This window comes from Streptomyces sp. NPDC041124 (assembly GCF_055592385.1).
The window spans coordinates 20,738-36,490 of sequence record NZ_JBVIYR010000013.1 but is presented as its reverse complement, the minus strand read 5'-3'; the positions used below and the strand labels follow the sequence as shown (position 1 = coordinate 36,490).

Below are 15,753 nucleotides of genomic sequence, written 5' to 3'. Positions count from 1 at the left end.
CCGATCGTCGACGGCGGGTCCGCACTGGCAGGTCTCGCGGGGCGCGGCGCACTGCCTCATGCTGGTGGTAGGGCGACTCCGGCGCGTCCGGCGTGGCGGGCGCGGCGCGCGGTGGCCGGCGGGGCTCTGCGGAGGAGGCCGCCATGGGTGAACAGGAACCACTTGCCCCCGGTGAGGCGTGGCGGGCCGTCGCCGCGTGCTTCCTCACCACCTTCGCCCTGCTCTCGCGGCGCCGGGTCCACCTGTCGGAGGAGCGGGTGGGCAGGCGGATGAGCTTCGCCGACGGCACCACGGCCCGGGTCTACCGGGAGACCCGCCTCGGCAGCGGTCTGGCGAAGGACCCGTGCACGCTGGTGGTCACCTTCCGGCTGCGCCGGGTGCGCGGACCCGCGCACGCGCTGTTCCGCCGAGAAAGCCTTCTGAACACCGCGCTGTTCGTCGGCTTCCCCGGTTTCACCTCGAAGCTGTGGCTGGCCCACGACGAGCGCGACCGCTACCGCGGCATGTACGAGTGGGACGGTCCGCGACGCGCCGAACACTACGCACGCTCCCTGTGGCGGGTCCTCGCGCTGGTCAGCGTCCCGGGTTCGATCCGGTACGCCGTCCTGCCGGGGGTGCGCCCCGACGACGTGATCGCCGGCCTCCGGCCCGCCGGGAGTCCGGAGCCGGAGGCCGCCGCGTGGTGGCGCCCCACGGCGGGGACGTGACCCCGGCGGTGGACGTCCTGGTCGTGGGGGCCGGCACGACCGGCCTCAGCCTGGCTCTCGAGGCCCGTGCCCACGGGGCGCGGGTCCGGGTCGTCGAGCGGCGTCCCGAAGCGTTCCGGCCCTCCCGTGCGCTCATCCTGCACCCGCGGACCCTGGAGGTCCTGCGACCGCTCGGTGTCACGGACGCCCTGCTGGAGCTCGCGGACACCGCCCCCCGGGTCCACTTGCGTCTCGGCTCCCGCGTCGTCGACGCCGGACTCGCGGACCTCGCGCTGCCCGACACCGCGTTCCCCCATCTGTCCCTCCTGCGGCAGACGGATGTCGAGACGGTGCTGACGCAGGCGCTGGCCGACCGGGGGGTGACGGTCGAACGCGGCACCGAACTGCTCACCGCCCGGGACGACGGAGACGGCGCACGAGCCGTGCTGCGCTCGCGGCACGGCGTGGAGGAGGTCCGCTGCCCCTTCGTCGTCGGCTGCGACGGCCCGGCCAGTGTGGTGCGGGCCTGTGCCGGCATCGGCTGGCACGGCAGGCCCTACGCCGAAGAGGTGGTCCTGGCCGACCTGGACCTCGGCGGTAGGTCCCCCGGTGCCGACGCCGAGGTGTTCGCGGGGCGCCAGGGGCTGCTGTTCCTCTTCCCGCTCGGGGAGCGGGCCACGTGGCGGCTGCTGGCCACGCGCGCGTCGGACGGCGGGGCCGGACAGGGCTTCGGCCAGCCCGGCCCCGCCGTCCCCGGGGCCGAGCTTCAGCAGCTCGTGGACGACTCGGGGGCGGGGGCACGGATCGAGCGTCTCGCGTGGTCGGCGCGGGTTCCGCTGCAGTGCGGCCGTGCCCGGCGATTCCGCCAGGGACGGCTCTTCCTCGCCGGGGACGCGGCGCACACCTACTCGCCGGCCACCGGACAGGGCATGAATGCCGGTATCCAGGACGCGGTGAACCTCGGCTGGAAGCTGGGCTTCGCGACGAGCGGTCCACAAGGTGGGCCCGCGGAGGGGTTCGATGCCGAAGTGCTGCTCGACTCCTACGAAGGTGAGCGCAGGGCGGCTGCCCTCAGACGCCTGATCCTCACGCACACCGCGTTCTGGGCGGAGGCGTCGACGGGCCGGCTCCCGGGATGGCTGCGCGCGGTGGCCGCTCCGCGCGCGGCCCCCGCCGTCCCCGTCCTCCTCGGCCGGCGGCGACTGGTCGCCGAGGCCGTTCGCGTCATCTCCCAGCTCCGCGTGAACTACCGGCGCAGTCCCCTGTCGGTGGAGGGGACACCGCCCCTGCACGGGGCTCCCCGTCCAGGAGACCGCCTGCCCGACGCGACCGTCGGCGTCGGTGGAGCTGCTGAGCGGCTGCACGCACTGTTGGCCCGCCCGGGTGTGCACCTGCTGCTGCAGCGTGATGCCGCCCCACTGCCGGGCGGGCCGCTCGTGACCGTCCTGCGGCTGTCCAACAGTCGCGGCCGTGGTCTGGTGGCCGTCCGTCCGGACGGGCATGTCGGCTTCCGCTGCGGGGCCGCCGACCCTGTGAGGCTGACCGGATGGCTCTCCCTGGTCGGCGCGGCGCCGTCCCCGCGTGTCCGGCCGTGAACGCCGGGCGACGAGCCCCGCAGTCCGCTGAGCGGCCGGCCTGGCCTACGGCCGTGCCGTGCGCGCGGCCGCCGAGTACGCGGCGGTCCACGCCGCCGCCCCGTTGGTGGGCGCGGAGGTCAGCGGCACCCGGCACCGGGTCCGTGCCCTGCGGCGCCAAAGGATCCCCTGTCTGCGCCAGGCCCTGGACCGCAGCGACCTCGCCCTGGAACAGGCCGAGCACGAGGACGGGGTCCGGCGGCGCTGGGCCGCCCGGCGCTGACCGCTCCGTACGCGGCGGTCGGGGCTCGTCACCGCGATCCGCCCGACCGTGTGGGACGTGCCCGGGCACCGGTGAGCCGCGCACCGTTCGCTGCGCGGGGGCGCGGTTCACTGGAACGCCGCGTGGATCTCGTGTTCGGTCGCGGAGTGCGAGACGAGCAGGAGCTCGTCGCCGGCCCGCAGGCGGACGGCCGGATCCGGCACCGTGGGCTGCCCGTCACGGACGATCGTCGCGACGACCGTCCCTTCGGGCAGCACGATGTCGCCCAGGGCCCGGCCCACCGCTCTGGACCGCGGCGTGATGGCCGTTTCGATGACGTCGACGCCGGCCTTGCTGAGACGCAGCAGGGCGACCGTGTCGGTGGCTCCGGTGGCCTCCTCGATGAGGGAGATCAGCGGGGTGGCGGCGGGTACGGCCACGTCGACGCCCCAGCGCGCGTCGAAGAGCCATGCGTTGTCGGCGTCGTTGACGCGGGCGGCCACGCGGGGCACCGCGAACCGCCGTTTGGCGAGCAGGCCGATGACGAGGTTGTCCTCGTCGTCACCGGTGGTGGCGACGACCAGGTCTGCGGTCAGCGCGCCGGCGTGTTCGAGGAGGGCCGGTTCGCACGCGTCCCCGACGAGGAGCAGCACGCCCGTGAGGCGGCCCCGGAGTTCGGCCACGCGGTCGTCGTCGCTGTCGATCAGCGTGACCTCGTTGTGGGCCGCGGAGAGCACCTGGGCTATCTGGGTGCCGAGGCGTCCCGCGCCGGCGACGATGACGTTCACGTCCCCAGCTCCTTGTCGAGGAAGCCGCGCAGCCTGCCGAGGGCGGTGGCGGCGACGGCGAAGGTGACCAGGTCTCCGTCGTGTGCGGGCGTGCCGTGCGCGGGGATGAAGGAGCGGCCCGCCCGGGTGACCTCGACGACGCGGATCTCGCCGTCGACGTCGAACTCGGTCAGCCGCCGGCCGACGAGGTAGCCGGGCAGATCGGAGCGGACGAGCAGGGTCTCCCCGTTGCCGAAGCTCACCTCGGGACTCAGGTGACGGTGCAGCAGCATCCGGTGGATCTGGTGCACCGTCCAGTGGATGCCGGCGATGGTGGGGATGCCGAGTTCCCGGTAGATGTCGGCACTCCGGGGGTCGTGAACGCGCGCGAGGACGATGGGCACCCGGTAGGTCTCCTTCGCGATCCGCGTGCTGACGATGTTGCTGTTGTCGCTCGATGTGACGGCGACGAAGGCGTCCGCGTGCTCGATCCCGGCGGCCCGCAGCACCGCTCGGCCGTAGCCGTTGCCCTCGTGGAAGCGGATGTGCGGGCTGTCGGGCAGCCGGCGGGCCGCTCGTGGACGCCGGTCGACGACCGCCACGTCGTGCCCTTCGGCGGCGAGCAGACCGGCGAGGGCGGAGCCCACCCGTCCGCAGCCGACGACGATCACCTTCACAGTGGGCCTCCTTTCCGGCGGTCGGCGCGGCGCAGCCACCCCTTGCGGGCCTCGTCCGCGAGGAGGGGCAGGGTGCCGAGCCCGGCCAGGACCGCCCAGTGGCCGGCGTCGAGCGGGGCGGTGTTGAAGACGGCCTGAAGGGGCGGGAGGTAGCTGATCGCGGCCATGAGGGCGATGCCGAAGCCGCCCGCCGCCAGCATGGCGGGATTGGTCGTCAGTCCCACGGTCAGGATGCTCTGGCGGTCGGTGCGCACGGCGAGCGCGTTGAAGAACTGGCTGAGCACGATCCCCGCCTGGACCATCGTGACCGCCTCCTGGTAGACGAGGGTGTCCTCGGTGAAGTCGTCGAACGGGATGCCCGATGATGCGATGTGCCAGAAGAACACGGCGCTCACGCAGGCCGCCTGGACGCCCCCGAGGAACAGGATCCGCCCCACCACGGCGGCGGAGAACAGTCGCTCGTGACGGGAGCGCGGCGGGCGGTCCATCACGTCGGGTTCGGGTGGCTCCGCCCCCAGGGCCAGGGCGGGCAGCACATCGGATCCCAGATCGATCGCCAGGATCTGCACCGCGCTGATGGGCACCAGCGGGAACCCGGCGAACGTCGCCACCAGGATCGGGACCAGCTCCCCGATGTTGCTGCTGAAGAGGTAGACGAGGAACTTGCGGATGTTCTGGTAGACCGCCCGTCCGAGCCGCACCGCGGCGGCGATGGAGGCGAACGAGTCGTCCAGCAGCACCATCGAGGCCGCTTCCCGGGCCACGTCGGTGCCCGACGCCCCCATCGCGACGCCGATGTCCGCGTGCTTGAGCGCCGGGGCGTCGTTCGCCCCGTCCCCGGTGACCGCCACCACCTCGCCACGCCTCTGGAAGGCGGTGACCACGCGCATCTTGTGCTCAGGACCGACCCGGCACAGGAGCAGCTCGGACGGCTCGGCGAGGAGCGAGTCGAGCCCTTCGTCGTCCATCGCGTCGAGCCGGGCGCCCGTGACCACGACCGGATCCGGCCGCCGCACGATGCCCACCCGGCGGGCCACGGCCTCCCCGGTCAGCGGGTGGTCACCGGTCACCATGACGACCCGGATGCCGGCCCGGCGGCAGGCGGCTACCGCGTCGGTGACCTCGGGGCGCGGCGGGTCCAGCATGCCGACCAGGCCCAGCAGCGTCAGCGCCGACTCGGCCTCCTGCTGCGCCGGGCGGGGCCCGTCCAGTGCCCGCCGCGCGACGGCCAGCACCCGCAGCCCCTGCGACGCCAGCTCGTCACCCGCCGCGACGGCCGCCGCCCGGTCCGGCCCGGTCAGCGGTCCGCGCCGCCCGTCCCACTCCACGTCGGTGCACCGCGCCAGCAGCTCTCCGGGCGCTCCTTTGACGTAGGCCCGGTAGCCGGCGTCCGTCCTGTGCACCGTGGTCATCAGCTTGCGGTCCGAGTCGAAGGGGAACTCCGTCACCCGTGGCGCGGCCGCCTCCTCCGCGCCCGGGTCCAGACCGGCCTTGGCCGCGACGACGAGCAGCGCTCCCTCCGTGGTGTCGCCGAGCACCCGCCAGCGCTCCCGGGGGCTCGTGGGCGGGGCGAGCCGGGCGTTGCAGCACAGGGCCGCCACCCGCAGCGGCTCGCGCACCGGAGCGGCGTCGGCGACCTCGCCGCCCGGCTCGTACCCCACACCGCTCACGGGGTGGGGCGCGCCTCCCGCCCACACCTGGGTGACCGTCATCTCCGCCTGGGTGAGGGTTCCGGTCTTGTCCGTGCACACCACGGTGGTGGACCCGAGTGCTTCCACCGCCAGCAGCTGTTTGATCAGGGCGTGGCGGCGTGCCATCCGCCGCACCCCGATCGACAGGGACACCGAGAGGGTGGCGGGCAGCCCTTCCGGCACCAGCGCCACCATCACCCCCAGGGCGAACACGAACAGGGGTACCGCGGACTCCCCGGTGGGCAGCCGCACGGCGAACATCAGGGCGCCGGTCGCCAGGGCGGCCCCCGCCACCCGTCGGGCCATGGAGGCGACCTGGATCTGCAGGGGGGTCCTCTGCCGCGGGGCGGCCGCGGCCAGCCGGTAGATCCGTCCGAACTCGGTCGTAGCGCCGGAGGCGAACACCACGGCCCGGCCGGATCCGGTGACGACGTCGGTGCCCATGAAGACGCAGTTGCGCGCCTCCAGCGGTGGTCCCGCCGCCACCGGGTCGGCGGTGCGGCCCACGGCGTTGCTCTCGCCGGTCAGCGGCGCGTTGTTCACGGCCAGTTCGTGCGCTTCGACGACCCGGCAGTCCGCCGGCACGGCGTCGCCGGCCTCCAGCGTCACCACGTCTCCCGGCACCACGTCCCGGGCCGGCAGCTCCAGCCGCTCACCGTCGCGCAGGACCCGGCAGGCGTGTGGCACCATCGCCTCCAGCGCCTGTGCCGTCCGCTCGGCGGAGTACTCCTGGGCGAAGCCGATCGCGGCGTTGAGCACCACGACTGCCAGGATGGCCATCGCCAGCTGCGCGGTGCCCGCGTCCCGCGGCTCCTCCAGGGCGTACGCCAGGAAGGTGATGGCCGACGCGACCATCAGCACCACCGCGAAGAGGTCCGTGAACTGCGCCCCCAGCTGCCGCCACACGGTGCTGCGTGCCGCGTGGGGCAGTTCGTTGGCCCCGTACTTCTGCAGCCTGGCCCGGGCCTGTTCTCCCGGCAGCCCGCGGCGTGTCGTGCCCAGCGCGGCGAAGACCTCACCGGCGGGGAGCTGCGGTACGGGAGGAGTTGGGCCGGAACCGGACGTCTCCTGCCTGCCCCCGCCGGGTACCGGCGCGTTCGTACCGGCGCCCATCACCCGCCCCCGCGACGGGCACGGGCCGGGTCGCCCGGGTACGGGGCCGTCCGGTGCCTCATGTCGGGACCGTGATGACGGGGCAGTGGGCGTGGTGGAGCACCCCCTGACTCACCGAGCCGAGCAGCATGCCCGTGAAACCTCCGTGCCCCCGGGTTCCCACCACCAGACCCAGTGCGTGTCGCGAGGCTTCCGTCAGAACCTGCACCGGGTGGCCACGGACGACTTCGTGGTGGAGCTCCACGTCCGGGTGCGCCGCGGTGCGGCCCGCGACCGTCTCCGACAGCACCCGCCGGCACTCCTGCACCGCCGCGTGCTCGTCCAGGACACCGAGGAGGGGCGGATGCCACACGTACAGCGCCCGCAGGAGCGCTCCGCGCAGGGACGCCTCCTCGAACGCCACGTCCACCGCCGCGGCCGCATGCTCACTGCCGTCGACGCCGACCACGAAGTAGGGGGGCTGCTGAGCGGTGTGCTCCGGTTCCCGTACGGCCACGACGGGGCAGGGAGCGTGGGCGACGAGGGGAAGCGCCACGGAGGCGGAGGAGAACGTCCCGCGCCGCCGGCTCAGATGCCAGGAACCCACCACGGCGAGGGCAGCGCTCCGCGACTCCTCGTGCAGGACATAGGCCGGCTCCCCTTCCGCCAGCAGCGTCGACAGTTCCACCCCCGGCCACCGGGACCTCACGAAGGAGGCGGCATCCTCGAGCACCTGATCGCCCATGCCGTGCAGCGCCCGGTTCCATTCCTCCCAGGACGGCCGGACCTCCCCCGACCGGTATCCGCCGGTCGGCGTGCCCTGGGCGTGGACGAGCCGCAGCGGCAGACCGCGCCGGTCCGCCTCTTCGGCGGCCCAGGACAGAGCCAGCCGCTTCGCAGGATCGGGATCGACGCCCACCACGATCGGCCGACGCCCGTCCGCACCAGTCATGGCACCTCCAGGTTCTCGCACTGCGCGTTGCCTGTCATTCCAGCCTCGCCTCCGCCACCCGGTGACGCCACGCCACGGCTTGCCGGGAACGTGGCCGGATTCGCGTCCGCCCGTGGTTCGGGGCAGGCGGGTGGCCGCCCGGAAGCGTCCGGCACGACCGGCTCCGTGCACCGTTCGGCCCCGGGCCGGGCACGCCGTCCGACGGACACTGGGAGCGGGCCGGTGAAGTGGCTGCTGCCGGGATTCCCCACGCCGTGGCTCGACCAGCGAGGTGACGCCGTGAACGTGCTCGTCGGATACGCGACCGCCCACGGTTCCACCCGGGCGATCGCCGAGAGGACGGCCGCCGTCCTGCGCCGGTCGGGGCTGACGGCGGAGGCCAGGCCCGTGGTCGAGGTCGAGGACGCCGCAGCGTACGGGGCGTTCGTTCTCGGCAGCGCCGTGCACGGGCAGAGCTGGCTGCGACCGGCCCGGGACTTCGCGGAGGAGCACCTGGACCTCCTCGTGGCGCGCCCGGTGTGGCTCTTCAGCGTCGGGATGCCGGCGGCGCTGCGCGGACCGTGGCGGCGCATGGCTCCCCGAGAGGTACCGGTGATCGAGAAGGGCCTGCCGCCGCGCCTGGTGTACCGGAGCCACCGTCTGTTCTCCGGCGTCGTCGGACGGAACCACCTGCCGGTCACCGGACGGTTGCTGTTCCGCCTGGTGGGCGGACGGTTCGGCGACTTCCGGGACGGGGAGGCCGTCGACGCCTGGGCGGCGGGCATCTCCGGGGAACTGCGAGCGGGGGTGTGATGGTGCGGAGGGCCGTCCTGCACCCTGCCCGGTGGTGAGGTGTGATGGAAGAAGGTCCGGCCCCTGACCTCCGCGCCGGACGGACCGAGGTGTGCCATGACCCGACGCCCGTTCCTCCCGCGGCTGCGGCGCATGACCGCGGCGGTGGTTCGGCCACGGCTCGAGCCCGTCCTCCTGGCCGTCACCGCGGCTGCCCTGGCCGCCGGTGGCATCGCCCGGCTCGCCGGTGCGGCACCGTTCTCCGACCTCCTGTGGGCCCTGGGCACGCTGTCCGCCGTCGTCCCCGCGCTGGTGTGGGTGCTCGCCGCGCTGCGTCAGGGGCGCGCGGGTGTGGATCTCATCGCCGTCCTCGCGCTGGGCGGCACCCTGGCCGTGCACGAGTACCTGGCCGGTGCCCTGATCGCGTTCATGCTCGCCACCGGCCGCACCCTGGAGTCGGCGGCACAGCGGCGGGCCTCCCACGATCTGCGTGCCCTGCTGGAGCACGCGCCGCGTTCCGCACGGCGCCGTACCGGCACCGAAGTGGCCACGGTGCCGCTGGCCGAGGTCGCTGCCGGCGATCTTCTGGTCGTCGGTCCGGGCGAGGTGGTTCCCGTCGACGGCCGGGTGGAGAGCGCCGCCGCCGTTGTCGACGAGTCGGTGCTCACCGGCGAGGCCCTCCAGGTCGAGCGGGGCCGGGGCGAGACGGTGCGCAGCGGCGCCGTCAACGCCTCGGGCGCGTTCGAACTGCGCGCCACGGCCACCGAGCGGGACAGCACGTACGCCGGAATCGTGCGGCTGGCGCGACAGGCCGGCGCCGAGTCCGCGCCCGTGGTGCGCCTGGCGGACCGCTATGCCGCCTGGTTCCTGCCCCTGTCGCTCGCCGTGGCCGGACTGGCCTGGCTGATCAGCGGCTCCGCGGTGCGCGCGGTCGCCGTCCTGGTGGTCGCCACCCCCTGCCCGCTGCTCCTGGCGGCCCCGGTCGCCGTCGTCTCCGGGCTCTCCCGCGCCTCACGCCTCGGCGTCGTCATCCGCGACGGCGGCGCGCTGGAGAACCTCGGCCGGGCCCGCACCCTCCTGCTGGACAAGACCGGCACCCTCACCGGAGGGCGCCCCCGCGTCGTCGACGTCGTCGCCGCTCCCGGGGCCCACCCCGCCGAAGTCCTCCGTCTGGCGGCCTCGCTCGACCAGTACTCGCCGCACGTCCTGGCCCGGGCCGTCGTCGAGGCCGCCCTGGAACGCGGACTGGCTCTGTCGGTCCCCGCCGGCGTCACCGAGGAACCCGGCCGGGGCGCCACCGGCACCGTGGACGGGCACCGGGTCTTCATCGGCCGTACGGACCCCGCGGACGCGCGGCCGGCGTGGGCCGGGGCGGTCGACAACCGTGCCCTGCTCGACGGCGCGGCCGTCGCCTGGCTCACCGTGGACGACGACCTGGCCGGCGCCGTCCTGCTGCGCGACCCCGTCCGCCACGACGCGCCGCGGACCCTGCGGCACCTGCGCGCGGCGGGCATCGAACGACTGCTGATGCTGACCGGCGACCGCGCCGCGTCCGCCGGTGAGGTCGCCGCCGTCCTCGGACTCGACGGCGTACGGGCCGAACTCGATCCGGCCGACAAGGTCGCCGCCGTACGCGCCGAAGGCGAGCACGCCGTCACCGTCATGGTCGGTGACGGAGTCAACGACGCCCCCGCCCTCGCCGCCGCCGACGTCGGCGTCGCCATGGGCGCCCGCGGCTCCACCGCCTCCTCCGAGGCCGCCGACATCGTCCTGACCACCGATCGCGTCGACCGTCTCGCCGACGCCGTCGTCATCGCCCAGCGCACCCGGCGCATCGCCGTCCAGAGCGCCCTCGGCGGCATGCTGCTGTCCCTTGCCGCCATGGCCGCGGCCGCCGCCGGCCTCCTCCCGCCCGCCGTCGGCGCCCTGCTGCAGGAGGGCATCGACGTCGCCGTCATCCTCAACGCCCTGCGCGCCCTCGCCGGGGGCCCGGCCGCACGTCCGGCCCTCACCCCCGCCGCGGAAGCCCTCGTCCACCGCTTCGCCGCCGAGCACGACGATCTCCAGGACGTCCTCGAATCCGTACGCGACGCCGCCGACCGCCTCTCCGCCGGCCCCGGACCCGAGGCCCTGACGGCCGTCGAGGAGACCCAGCGGCTGCTGACCGAGCGGCTGCTGCCGCACGAGCACGCCGAGGAGCAGGAGCTCTATCCCGCCCTCGCGCCGACGCTCGGCGGCCCCGAGGCGACCGCCACCATGAGCCGCGCCCACACCGAGATCGAACGTCTCTCCCGCCGCGTCGCCACCCACGTGCGGCTGGCCCACGCGGACGGGGGCCTCTCCCCCGAACAGCTTGACGACCTGCGCGCGTGCCTCTACGGCCTGAACACCGTGCTGCGGCTGCACTTCGCCCAGGAAGAGGAGAACTTCTTCTCCCTCGCCCCGTGAGCGACGGCCCGGGACGAGCTCGGATCCACCGGTTGCCGCCGCCCCGGCACGGGGCGTCGTCCTCAGGCTCCCGCGTCGAGGTCGAACACGATCCGGGCCTTGACGTGACCGTGCAGGACCTCCTCCATGCAGTCGTTGACGGCGGCCAGCGGGCGGGTCTCGCGGATGACCTTCGTACGGCCCTCGGCGTGCAGCCGAAAGACCTCGGCGAGGTCCTGCCGGGTGCCGACGATGGAGCCGATCACCGAGGTACCGTTGAGCACGGTGTCGAAGATCGGGACCTGGAGGGTGCCGTGCGCCGGCAGGGCCACCATGACGAGCTTCCCGCCGCGGCGCAGACCGGAGTTGACGGCCGCGAAGGCGGACGGGTTCACCGCGAGGGCGAGGGCCGCGTGCGCGCCGCCGTGCCGCTTCAGCTCGGCGCCGACGTCCTGGGTACGGGCGTCGATGACGATGTCGGCGCCGAGTTCCCGGGCGAGTCGCAGCTTGTCGTCGGTGACGTCGATGGCGGCGACGGTGGCACCCGCGATCTTCGCGTACTGCACCGCCAGGTGACCGAGCCCACCGACGCCCGAGATCGCCACGAGCTGGGCGGGCCGGACGTCCGCGACCTTCAGGGCCTTGTAGGTGGTGACGCCCGCGCAGGTCAGCGGGGCGGCGTCGAGGGCGCTCACGCCGTCGGGCACCGGCTGGGCGAAGTCGGCCCAGGCGAGCATCTTCTCGGCGTACCCGCCGTCACAGCCGTACCCGGTGTTGACCTGGCTCTCGCAGAGGGTCTCCCAGCCGGAGAGGCAGTGCTCGCACCGTCCGCACGCCTTGCCGAGCCAGGGCACCGCGACACGCTGCCCCACGGCGAGGTGGGTCACGCCGTCGCCGAGCTTCTCGACGAGGCCGACGCCCTCGTGGCCGGGGACGAACGGCGGGGTGGGCCTGACCGGCCAGTCGCCGTGCGCGGCGTGGATGTCGGTGTGGCACAGGCCGGACGCCTCGACGCGCACGCGGACCTGGCCGGGGCCGGGTTCGGGGTCGGGACGGTCCTCGATGACCAGGGGTTCTCCGAACTCCCGGACGACTGCTGCCTTCATGGTGTCTGCTCCTTCGGTGTGGGCCGGACGGCGCGTCAGTGGTGCGCGACGACGGCGACGGGGGTGGTGGCGTGGTGCATGACCGCGTGGGCGACGGCGCCGATGTGCACGCCGAACGGGTTGCGGCGTACACGGCGGCCGACGACCAGGAGGGAGGCGTCGCGGGCCGCGTCGACGAGGTGGTCGGCGGGGCTGCCGAGCCGTGACTTCTCGGTCACCTCGACGTCCGGGTACTTCTCGCGCCACGGCAGCAGGGCCTCGGTGAGCACGGCGGCCTGCCCTCGGGCGATGTCCTCGCGGGGGTCCATGCCGGCGGCCAGGCTGTGGACGTAGGAGGGCGGCAGGTTCCAGCCCTGGACGACGGTCAGCGTGGTCCCGCGACGCCGGGCCTCCTCGAACGCGAAGGTGATCACCGTCTCGTCGGGACCGTCGGTGTCCAGGCCCAGGACCACGGGCCGGAAGCCGGTGGCGGCGGAGGAAAGGCCGGCGGTGTCCTCGACGTGTTCGCCGGCGGCCTGCCCGCCCGCTCGCACGAGGACCACGGGCACCTCGGCCCGGGCGACGACCGACTGGCCGACGGACCCGACCAGGAAGCCCGCCAGTCCGCCGAGGGCGCGCGAGCCCAGCACCAGCAGTTCCGTGTCGCGGGCGGCGTCGAGCAGGATCTCGGCCGGGGCTCCGACCTGCTGTTCGCCGGTCACCTCGACGCCGGGGTGACGCTGTCTCAGGCCCTTGACGGCCTCTGCGAGGATCCGCTCCGTTTCGTATCGGTGCGTGTCCGCACCGAGGAGCGGGGCCAGTGCCATGGGCTCCGGAACCGGCTGCCACACGTGGAGCAGCCGTACCGGTATCCGGCGCAGCGCCGCTTCGCGGGCCGCCCAGTCGGCGGCCGCCCGGCTCTCGGGCGAGCCGTCGAGTCCCACGGTGATCGTGCGGGCCATGCTGCCCACCTCCTGTGTCGTTCGGTCCGTTCCCGGTGTCTCTTCCGCCGGCTCCTGCCGGCGGGCTGGTGGGGCGGGTCCACAAGGGCCTGCCCCACCCGGTGCGTTCAGCGCAGCCATCCGTGGTCACGGACCAGCGGGAGCCGGGCCCACAGCCGGCCCAGTCCGAACGTGTCACCGGCCGAGACAGCGGCCAGGGCGATCAACACCACCGCGTAGATCAGGTGGTAGTCGATGAACGGGTTGGTCGACATGCTCGCCGAGCCGTCCGACAGGTGCTGCGCGGGCGGCCACTCCGCCACCCACATCAACGCCATCATCACCGTCCCCGCCAGCGCCGCCAGGCGTAGCGCCACCCCCGCAACCAACGCCAGTCCGATGCCCAGCAGACCCAGCATGAACAGCCAGTCGGCCCAGGCCGCCCCGGCCCAGGAGTGGAACGTCGACTCCATCGGACCGACCGCGACGTGTCCCAGGAAACCCTCGGTCGGCGAACCACCGTCGACCCAGCCCTTTCCGGAAGCGGTCGCGTAGCCGAAGCCGAACGTCTTGTCGAGGAACGCCCAGAGGAAGACGAACCCCATCAACACCCGTGCCGATGCCCAGACGTAGGCCTGTGCGGTACGCGTGCCGGCCTCCGCCGACTCGGCCGACCCCGGTGCGGAAGCGGCCCGGTTCCTGCGGAACGACGGCAGGTGGAGACCCGAAGTGCGGTGCGTGGGCTGGTGAACGGCCATGACGGTGGTCCCTTCAGGGAGAGTCCGGTTGGTTCCTGACACCACTCACTCTCCCGGCTCGCGCCGGCCGGCGCCCGACGCCGAAGGTCCGCAGCCGGGGACTCAACAGCCCTGATCGGCGGGGACCTTCGGCCACATCCGGTACCGCGAGGCGGGACGGCGCCGTCCGGGAGCCGAACACAGCCGCGAAATCACCCTGTTGAGCTCTACGCCCGCAGGCTCGTCCGCTGACGCCGTGTGTCACGAGGCGGGCCGGCCGTGCCCCGCGTCGTCCGAGGACTGCCCCAGCGGTGCGTGCCACACCAGCCGTGTCCCCTTCTCCTTCGGACTCTCCAGCTCCATGTCACCGCCGAGCGTGCGTGCCCGCTCGGCCATGTTGGTCAGGCCGCTGCGCCGGCCTCCGGGCGGGATGCCGACGCCGTTGTCCGTGACCGTCAGACGGACGTGCTGGCCGTCGGTCTCCAGCACCACGTCGGCGCGGTCCGCGCGGGCGTGCCGGGCGATGTTGGAAAGGGACTCGGTGAGGACGGCCAGGACGTGGTCGGCGGTCTCCGCGGGGACGTGCGTGTCGAGCAGGCCCTCCATACGGACACTGGGGGCGAAGCCGAGCAGCGCGGTGGCCTCACCGACCGCGCGCACCGCGCGGGAACGCAGGCCGGGAGCCGCGTCCTCCTCGCGGGAACGCAGACCGAAGATCGTGGACCTGATGATCTTGATGGTTTCGTCGAGGTCGTTCACGGCCCGCTGGACCCGGTCCGAGGCCCCTTCGTGCTGGATGAACCGGTCGGCGCTCTGCAGCGTCATGCCGGTGGCGAAGAGCCGCTGGATCGCCAGGTCGTGCAGGTCGCGCGCGATCCGGTCCCGGTCCTCCAGCAGGGCGATCTGTCCGGCGTCCTCGCGGCGCTCCGCCAGCTCCATGGCGACGGCGGCCTGGGCGGCGAAGACCTCGATCGGCTCGGTCTCCGTCTCGGAGAACTCACGGCCGCCCGCCTGCCGGACCAGCAGAACGACGCCACGGGCCTCGTCGCCCGAGCCGATCGGCACGGCGACGGCCGGTCCGAGCCGGTCTGAACCCGCAGGTCCCGCCGCGGTCCGGGAGTCACGGGAGACGTCCGGACTGTGAACGGACACCCGCTGGACGAACGCCTCGCCGATGAGGTTCCCCTCCACGGGCAGGACGATCCCGCGCCACCCGTCGGCCTCCCGGCCCACCGCGAGTTCCACGGCGAGCCGGTCCGTCCCGCTCACCGGCATGGCCACCACGCTCAGGGCGGAGGCGGTGATCTCCCTGGCCCGTTCGGCGATCAGCGGCAGTACGCCGCCCTGGTCCGCGCCCGACATGAGGGTGTGCGTGATCTCCGCGTTCGCCCGCAGCCAGCGTTCGCGCAGCCGCGACTCCTCGTACAGGCGGGCGTTGTCGATCGCCACGCCGGCCGCCACGGCGAGGGTGGCCAGCACCGACTCGTCGTCCTCGTCGAACTGCTGCCCGCCGTGCTTCTCGGTCAGGTACAGATTGCCGAAGACGTGGTCCCGCACCCGGATCGGAACACCGAGGAAGCTGTTCATCGGCGGATGGTGGGCCGGGAAGCCGTAGGAAGCGGGGTGGTCGGAGAGTTTGGCCAGGCGCAGTGGCTCGGGATGGCGGATCAGCTCGCCGAGGATGCCGTGGCCTTCCGGGTAGGGGCCGATCCGTGCGATCTGCTCCTCGTCGACGCCCACCGTGTGGAAGGCCGACAGCCGCTCGCCGTCGGGGCCGATCACCCCGAGCGCCGCGTACTCCGCGTCGACGAGGACCGCCGCAGCCTCCACGATGCTGCGCAGTGCCTGCTCCAGGTCCAGCTCCCGGCCGACCGACAGCACGGCCTCCAGGAGGCTGTGCACCCGGTCCCGGGTGCCGCGCGCCGCGTCCAGCCGGGCCTGAAGCTCCTCCAGCAGCTCGTCCAGCCGCAGCTGCGGCAGTCGTATCCGCGCCTCGTGGGCTTCCTCGGCGTTCTTCAACGCTGCTCCTCCAACGCCCCCACCTCGTGTCGGCGGCCGTATTGTCCGGCCGCCACGGTAGCGGCTCCAACA

13 protein-coding genes are annotated in these 15,753 nt (G+C 73.8%); 5 read left to right on the top strand and 8 right to left on the bottom strand.

Annotation, left to right across the window (positions count from 1 at the left end):
* Positions 1 to 143: 143 nt before the first annotated feature.
* The 3 genes from ACZ6A9_RS29230 to ACZ6A9_RS29220 are packed head-to-tail and all read left to right on the top strand — an operon-like array spanning position 144 to position 2,543.
* Positions 144 to 707 carry a hypothetical protein gene (locus ACZ6A9_RS29230; RefSeq protein WP_468991373.1) on the top strand — a complete coding sequence of 188 codons (564 nt, stop codon included), beginning with the start codon at positions 144 to 146 and terminating at the stop codon, positions 705 to 707.
* Positions 680 to 2,281 carry an FAD-dependent monooxygenase gene (locus tag ACZ6A9_RS29225; RefSeq protein ID WP_468991371.1) on the top strand — a complete coding sequence of 534 codons (1,602 nt, stop codon included), beginning with the start codon at positions 680 to 682 and terminating at the stop codon, positions 2,279 to 2,281. The genes ACZ6A9_RS29230 and ACZ6A9_RS29225 overlap by 28 nt, the downstream gene beginning before the upstream one ends.
* Positions 2,282 to 2,321: 40 nt before the next feature.
* Positions 2,322 to 2,543 (top strand): V-type ATP synthase subunit D, encoded by a 222-nt coding sequence (locus ACZ6A9_RS29220; RefSeq protein WP_468991728.1) that lies wholly within the window; start codon positions 2,322 to 2,324, stop codon positions 2,541 to 2,543.
* A gap of 107 nt (positions 2,544 to 2,650) precedes the next feature.
* Here ACZ6A9_RS29220 and ACZ6A9_RS29215 read toward each other — a convergent pair whose 3' ends face one another.
* Genes ACZ6A9_RS29215 through ACZ6A9_RS29200 form a run of 4 tightly spaced genes read right to left on the bottom strand, consistent with a single transcriptional unit; the run spans position 2,651 to position 7,701 of the window.
* Positions 2,651 to 3,310: a potassium channel family protein gene (locus tag ACZ6A9_RS29215; RefSeq protein ID WP_468991369.1), complete on the bottom strand. Its 660-nt coding sequence runs from the start codon at positions 3,308 to 3,310 to the stop codon at positions 2,651 to 2,653.
* A complete protein-coding gene (locus tag ACZ6A9_RS29210) occupies positions 3,307 to 3,966 on the bottom strand; it encodes a potassium channel family protein (RefSeq protein WP_468991366.1) in 660 nt (219 codons plus the stop codon). Before ACZ6A9_RS29210 ends, ACZ6A9_RS29215 begins: the two co-directional genes overlap by 4 nt.
* Positions 3,963 to 6,770: a cation-translocating P-type ATPase gene (locus ACZ6A9_RS29205; protein ID WP_468991363.1), complete on the bottom strand. Its 2,808-nt coding sequence runs from the start codon at positions 6,768 to 6,770 to the stop codon at positions 3,963 to 3,965. Before ACZ6A9_RS29205 ends, ACZ6A9_RS29210 begins: the two co-directional genes overlap by 4 nt.
* A 58-nt stretch (positions 6,771 to 6,828) precedes the next feature.
* The gene (locus tag ACZ6A9_RS29200) at positions 6,829 to 7,701 is read right to left on the bottom strand and encodes a universal stress protein (RefSeq protein ID WP_468991358.1); all 873 of its coding nucleotides are present in this window, start codon (positions 7,699 to 7,701) and stop codon (positions 6,829 to 6,831) included.
* Between the two features lie 222 nt (positions 7,702 to 7,923).
* Here ACZ6A9_RS29200 and ACZ6A9_RS29195 point away from each other — a divergent pair, with 222 nt between their 5' ends.
* Complete coding sequence (locus ACZ6A9_RS29195) at positions 7,924 to 8,493, top strand: flavodoxin domain-containing protein (RefSeq protein WP_468991354.1); 570 nt, start codon at positions 7,924 to 7,926, stop codon at positions 8,491 to 8,493.
* 96 nt (positions 8,494 to 8,589) lie between these two features.
* Positions 8,590 to 10,920, top strand: a complete 2,331-nt coding sequence (locus ACZ6A9_RS29190) for a heavy metal translocating P-type ATPase (RefSeq protein ID WP_468991351.1) — start codon at positions 8,590 to 8,592, stop codon at positions 10,918 to 10,920.
* 62 nt (positions 10,921 to 10,982) lie between these two features.
* On the opposite strand, the gene adhP is transcribed toward ACZ6A9_RS29190, so the two are convergent.
* From adhP to ACZ6A9_RS29170, 4 genes are all read right to left on the bottom strand, one after another.
* Entirely contained in the window at positions 10,983 to 12,005 is a 1,023-nt protein-coding gene (gene adhP, locus ACZ6A9_RS29185) for an alcohol dehydrogenase AdhP (RefSeq protein ID WP_468991348.1), read from the bottom strand.
* Positions 12,006 to 12,040: 35 nt separating this feature from the next.
* On the bottom strand, positions 12,041 to 12,946 hold the full coding sequence (locus ACZ6A9_RS29180) for a universal stress protein (RefSeq protein ID WP_468991347.1): 906 nt from the start codon (positions 12,944 to 12,946) through the stop codon (positions 12,041 to 12,043).
* Positions 12,947 to 13,053: 107 nt separating this feature from the next.
* The gene (locus ACZ6A9_RS29175) at positions 13,054 to 13,683 is read right to left on the bottom strand and encodes a hypothetical protein (protein WP_468991344.1); all 630 of its coding nucleotides are present in this window, start codon (positions 13,681 to 13,683) and stop codon (positions 13,054 to 13,056) included.
* Between the two features lie 240 nt (positions 13,684 to 13,923).
* Positions 13,924 to 15,681 carry a sensor histidine kinase gene (locus ACZ6A9_RS29170; RefSeq protein ID WP_468991342.1) on the bottom strand — a complete coding sequence of 586 codons (1,758 nt, stop codon included), beginning with the start codon at positions 15,679 to 15,681 and terminating at the stop codon, positions 13,924 to 13,926.
* Positions 15,682 to 15,753 lie beyond the last annotated feature (72 nt).

Coding starts and splice junctions, on each gene's coding strand:
- ACZ6A9_RS29230 (WP_468991373.1), top strand. CDS start 144: ATGGGTGAACAGGAACCACTTGCCCCCGGTGAGGCGTGGCGGGCCGTC.
- ACZ6A9_RS29205 (WP_468991363.1), bottom strand. CDS start 6,770: ATGGGCGCCGGTACGAACGCGCCGGTACCCGGCGGGGGCAGGCAGGAG.
- ACZ6A9_RS29200 (WP_468991358.1), bottom strand. CDS start 7,701: ATGACTGGTGCGGACGGGCGTCGGCCGATCGTGGTGGGCGTCGATCCC.
- ACZ6A9_RS29190 (WP_468991351.1), top strand. CDS start 8,590: ATGACCCGACGCCCGTTCCTCCCGCGGCTGCGGCGCATGACCGCGGCG.
- adhP (WP_468991348.1), bottom strand. CDS start 12,005: ATGAAGGCAGCAGTCGTCCGGGAGTTCGGAGAACCCCTGGTCATCGAG.
- ACZ6A9_RS29180 (WP_468991347.1), bottom strand. CDS start 12,946: ATGGCCCGCACGATCACCGTGGGACTCGACGGCTCGCCCGAGAGCCGG.
- ACZ6A9_RS29175 (WP_468991344.1), bottom strand. CDS start 13,683: ATGGCCGTTCACCAGCCCACGCACCGCACTTCGGGTCTCCACCTGCCG.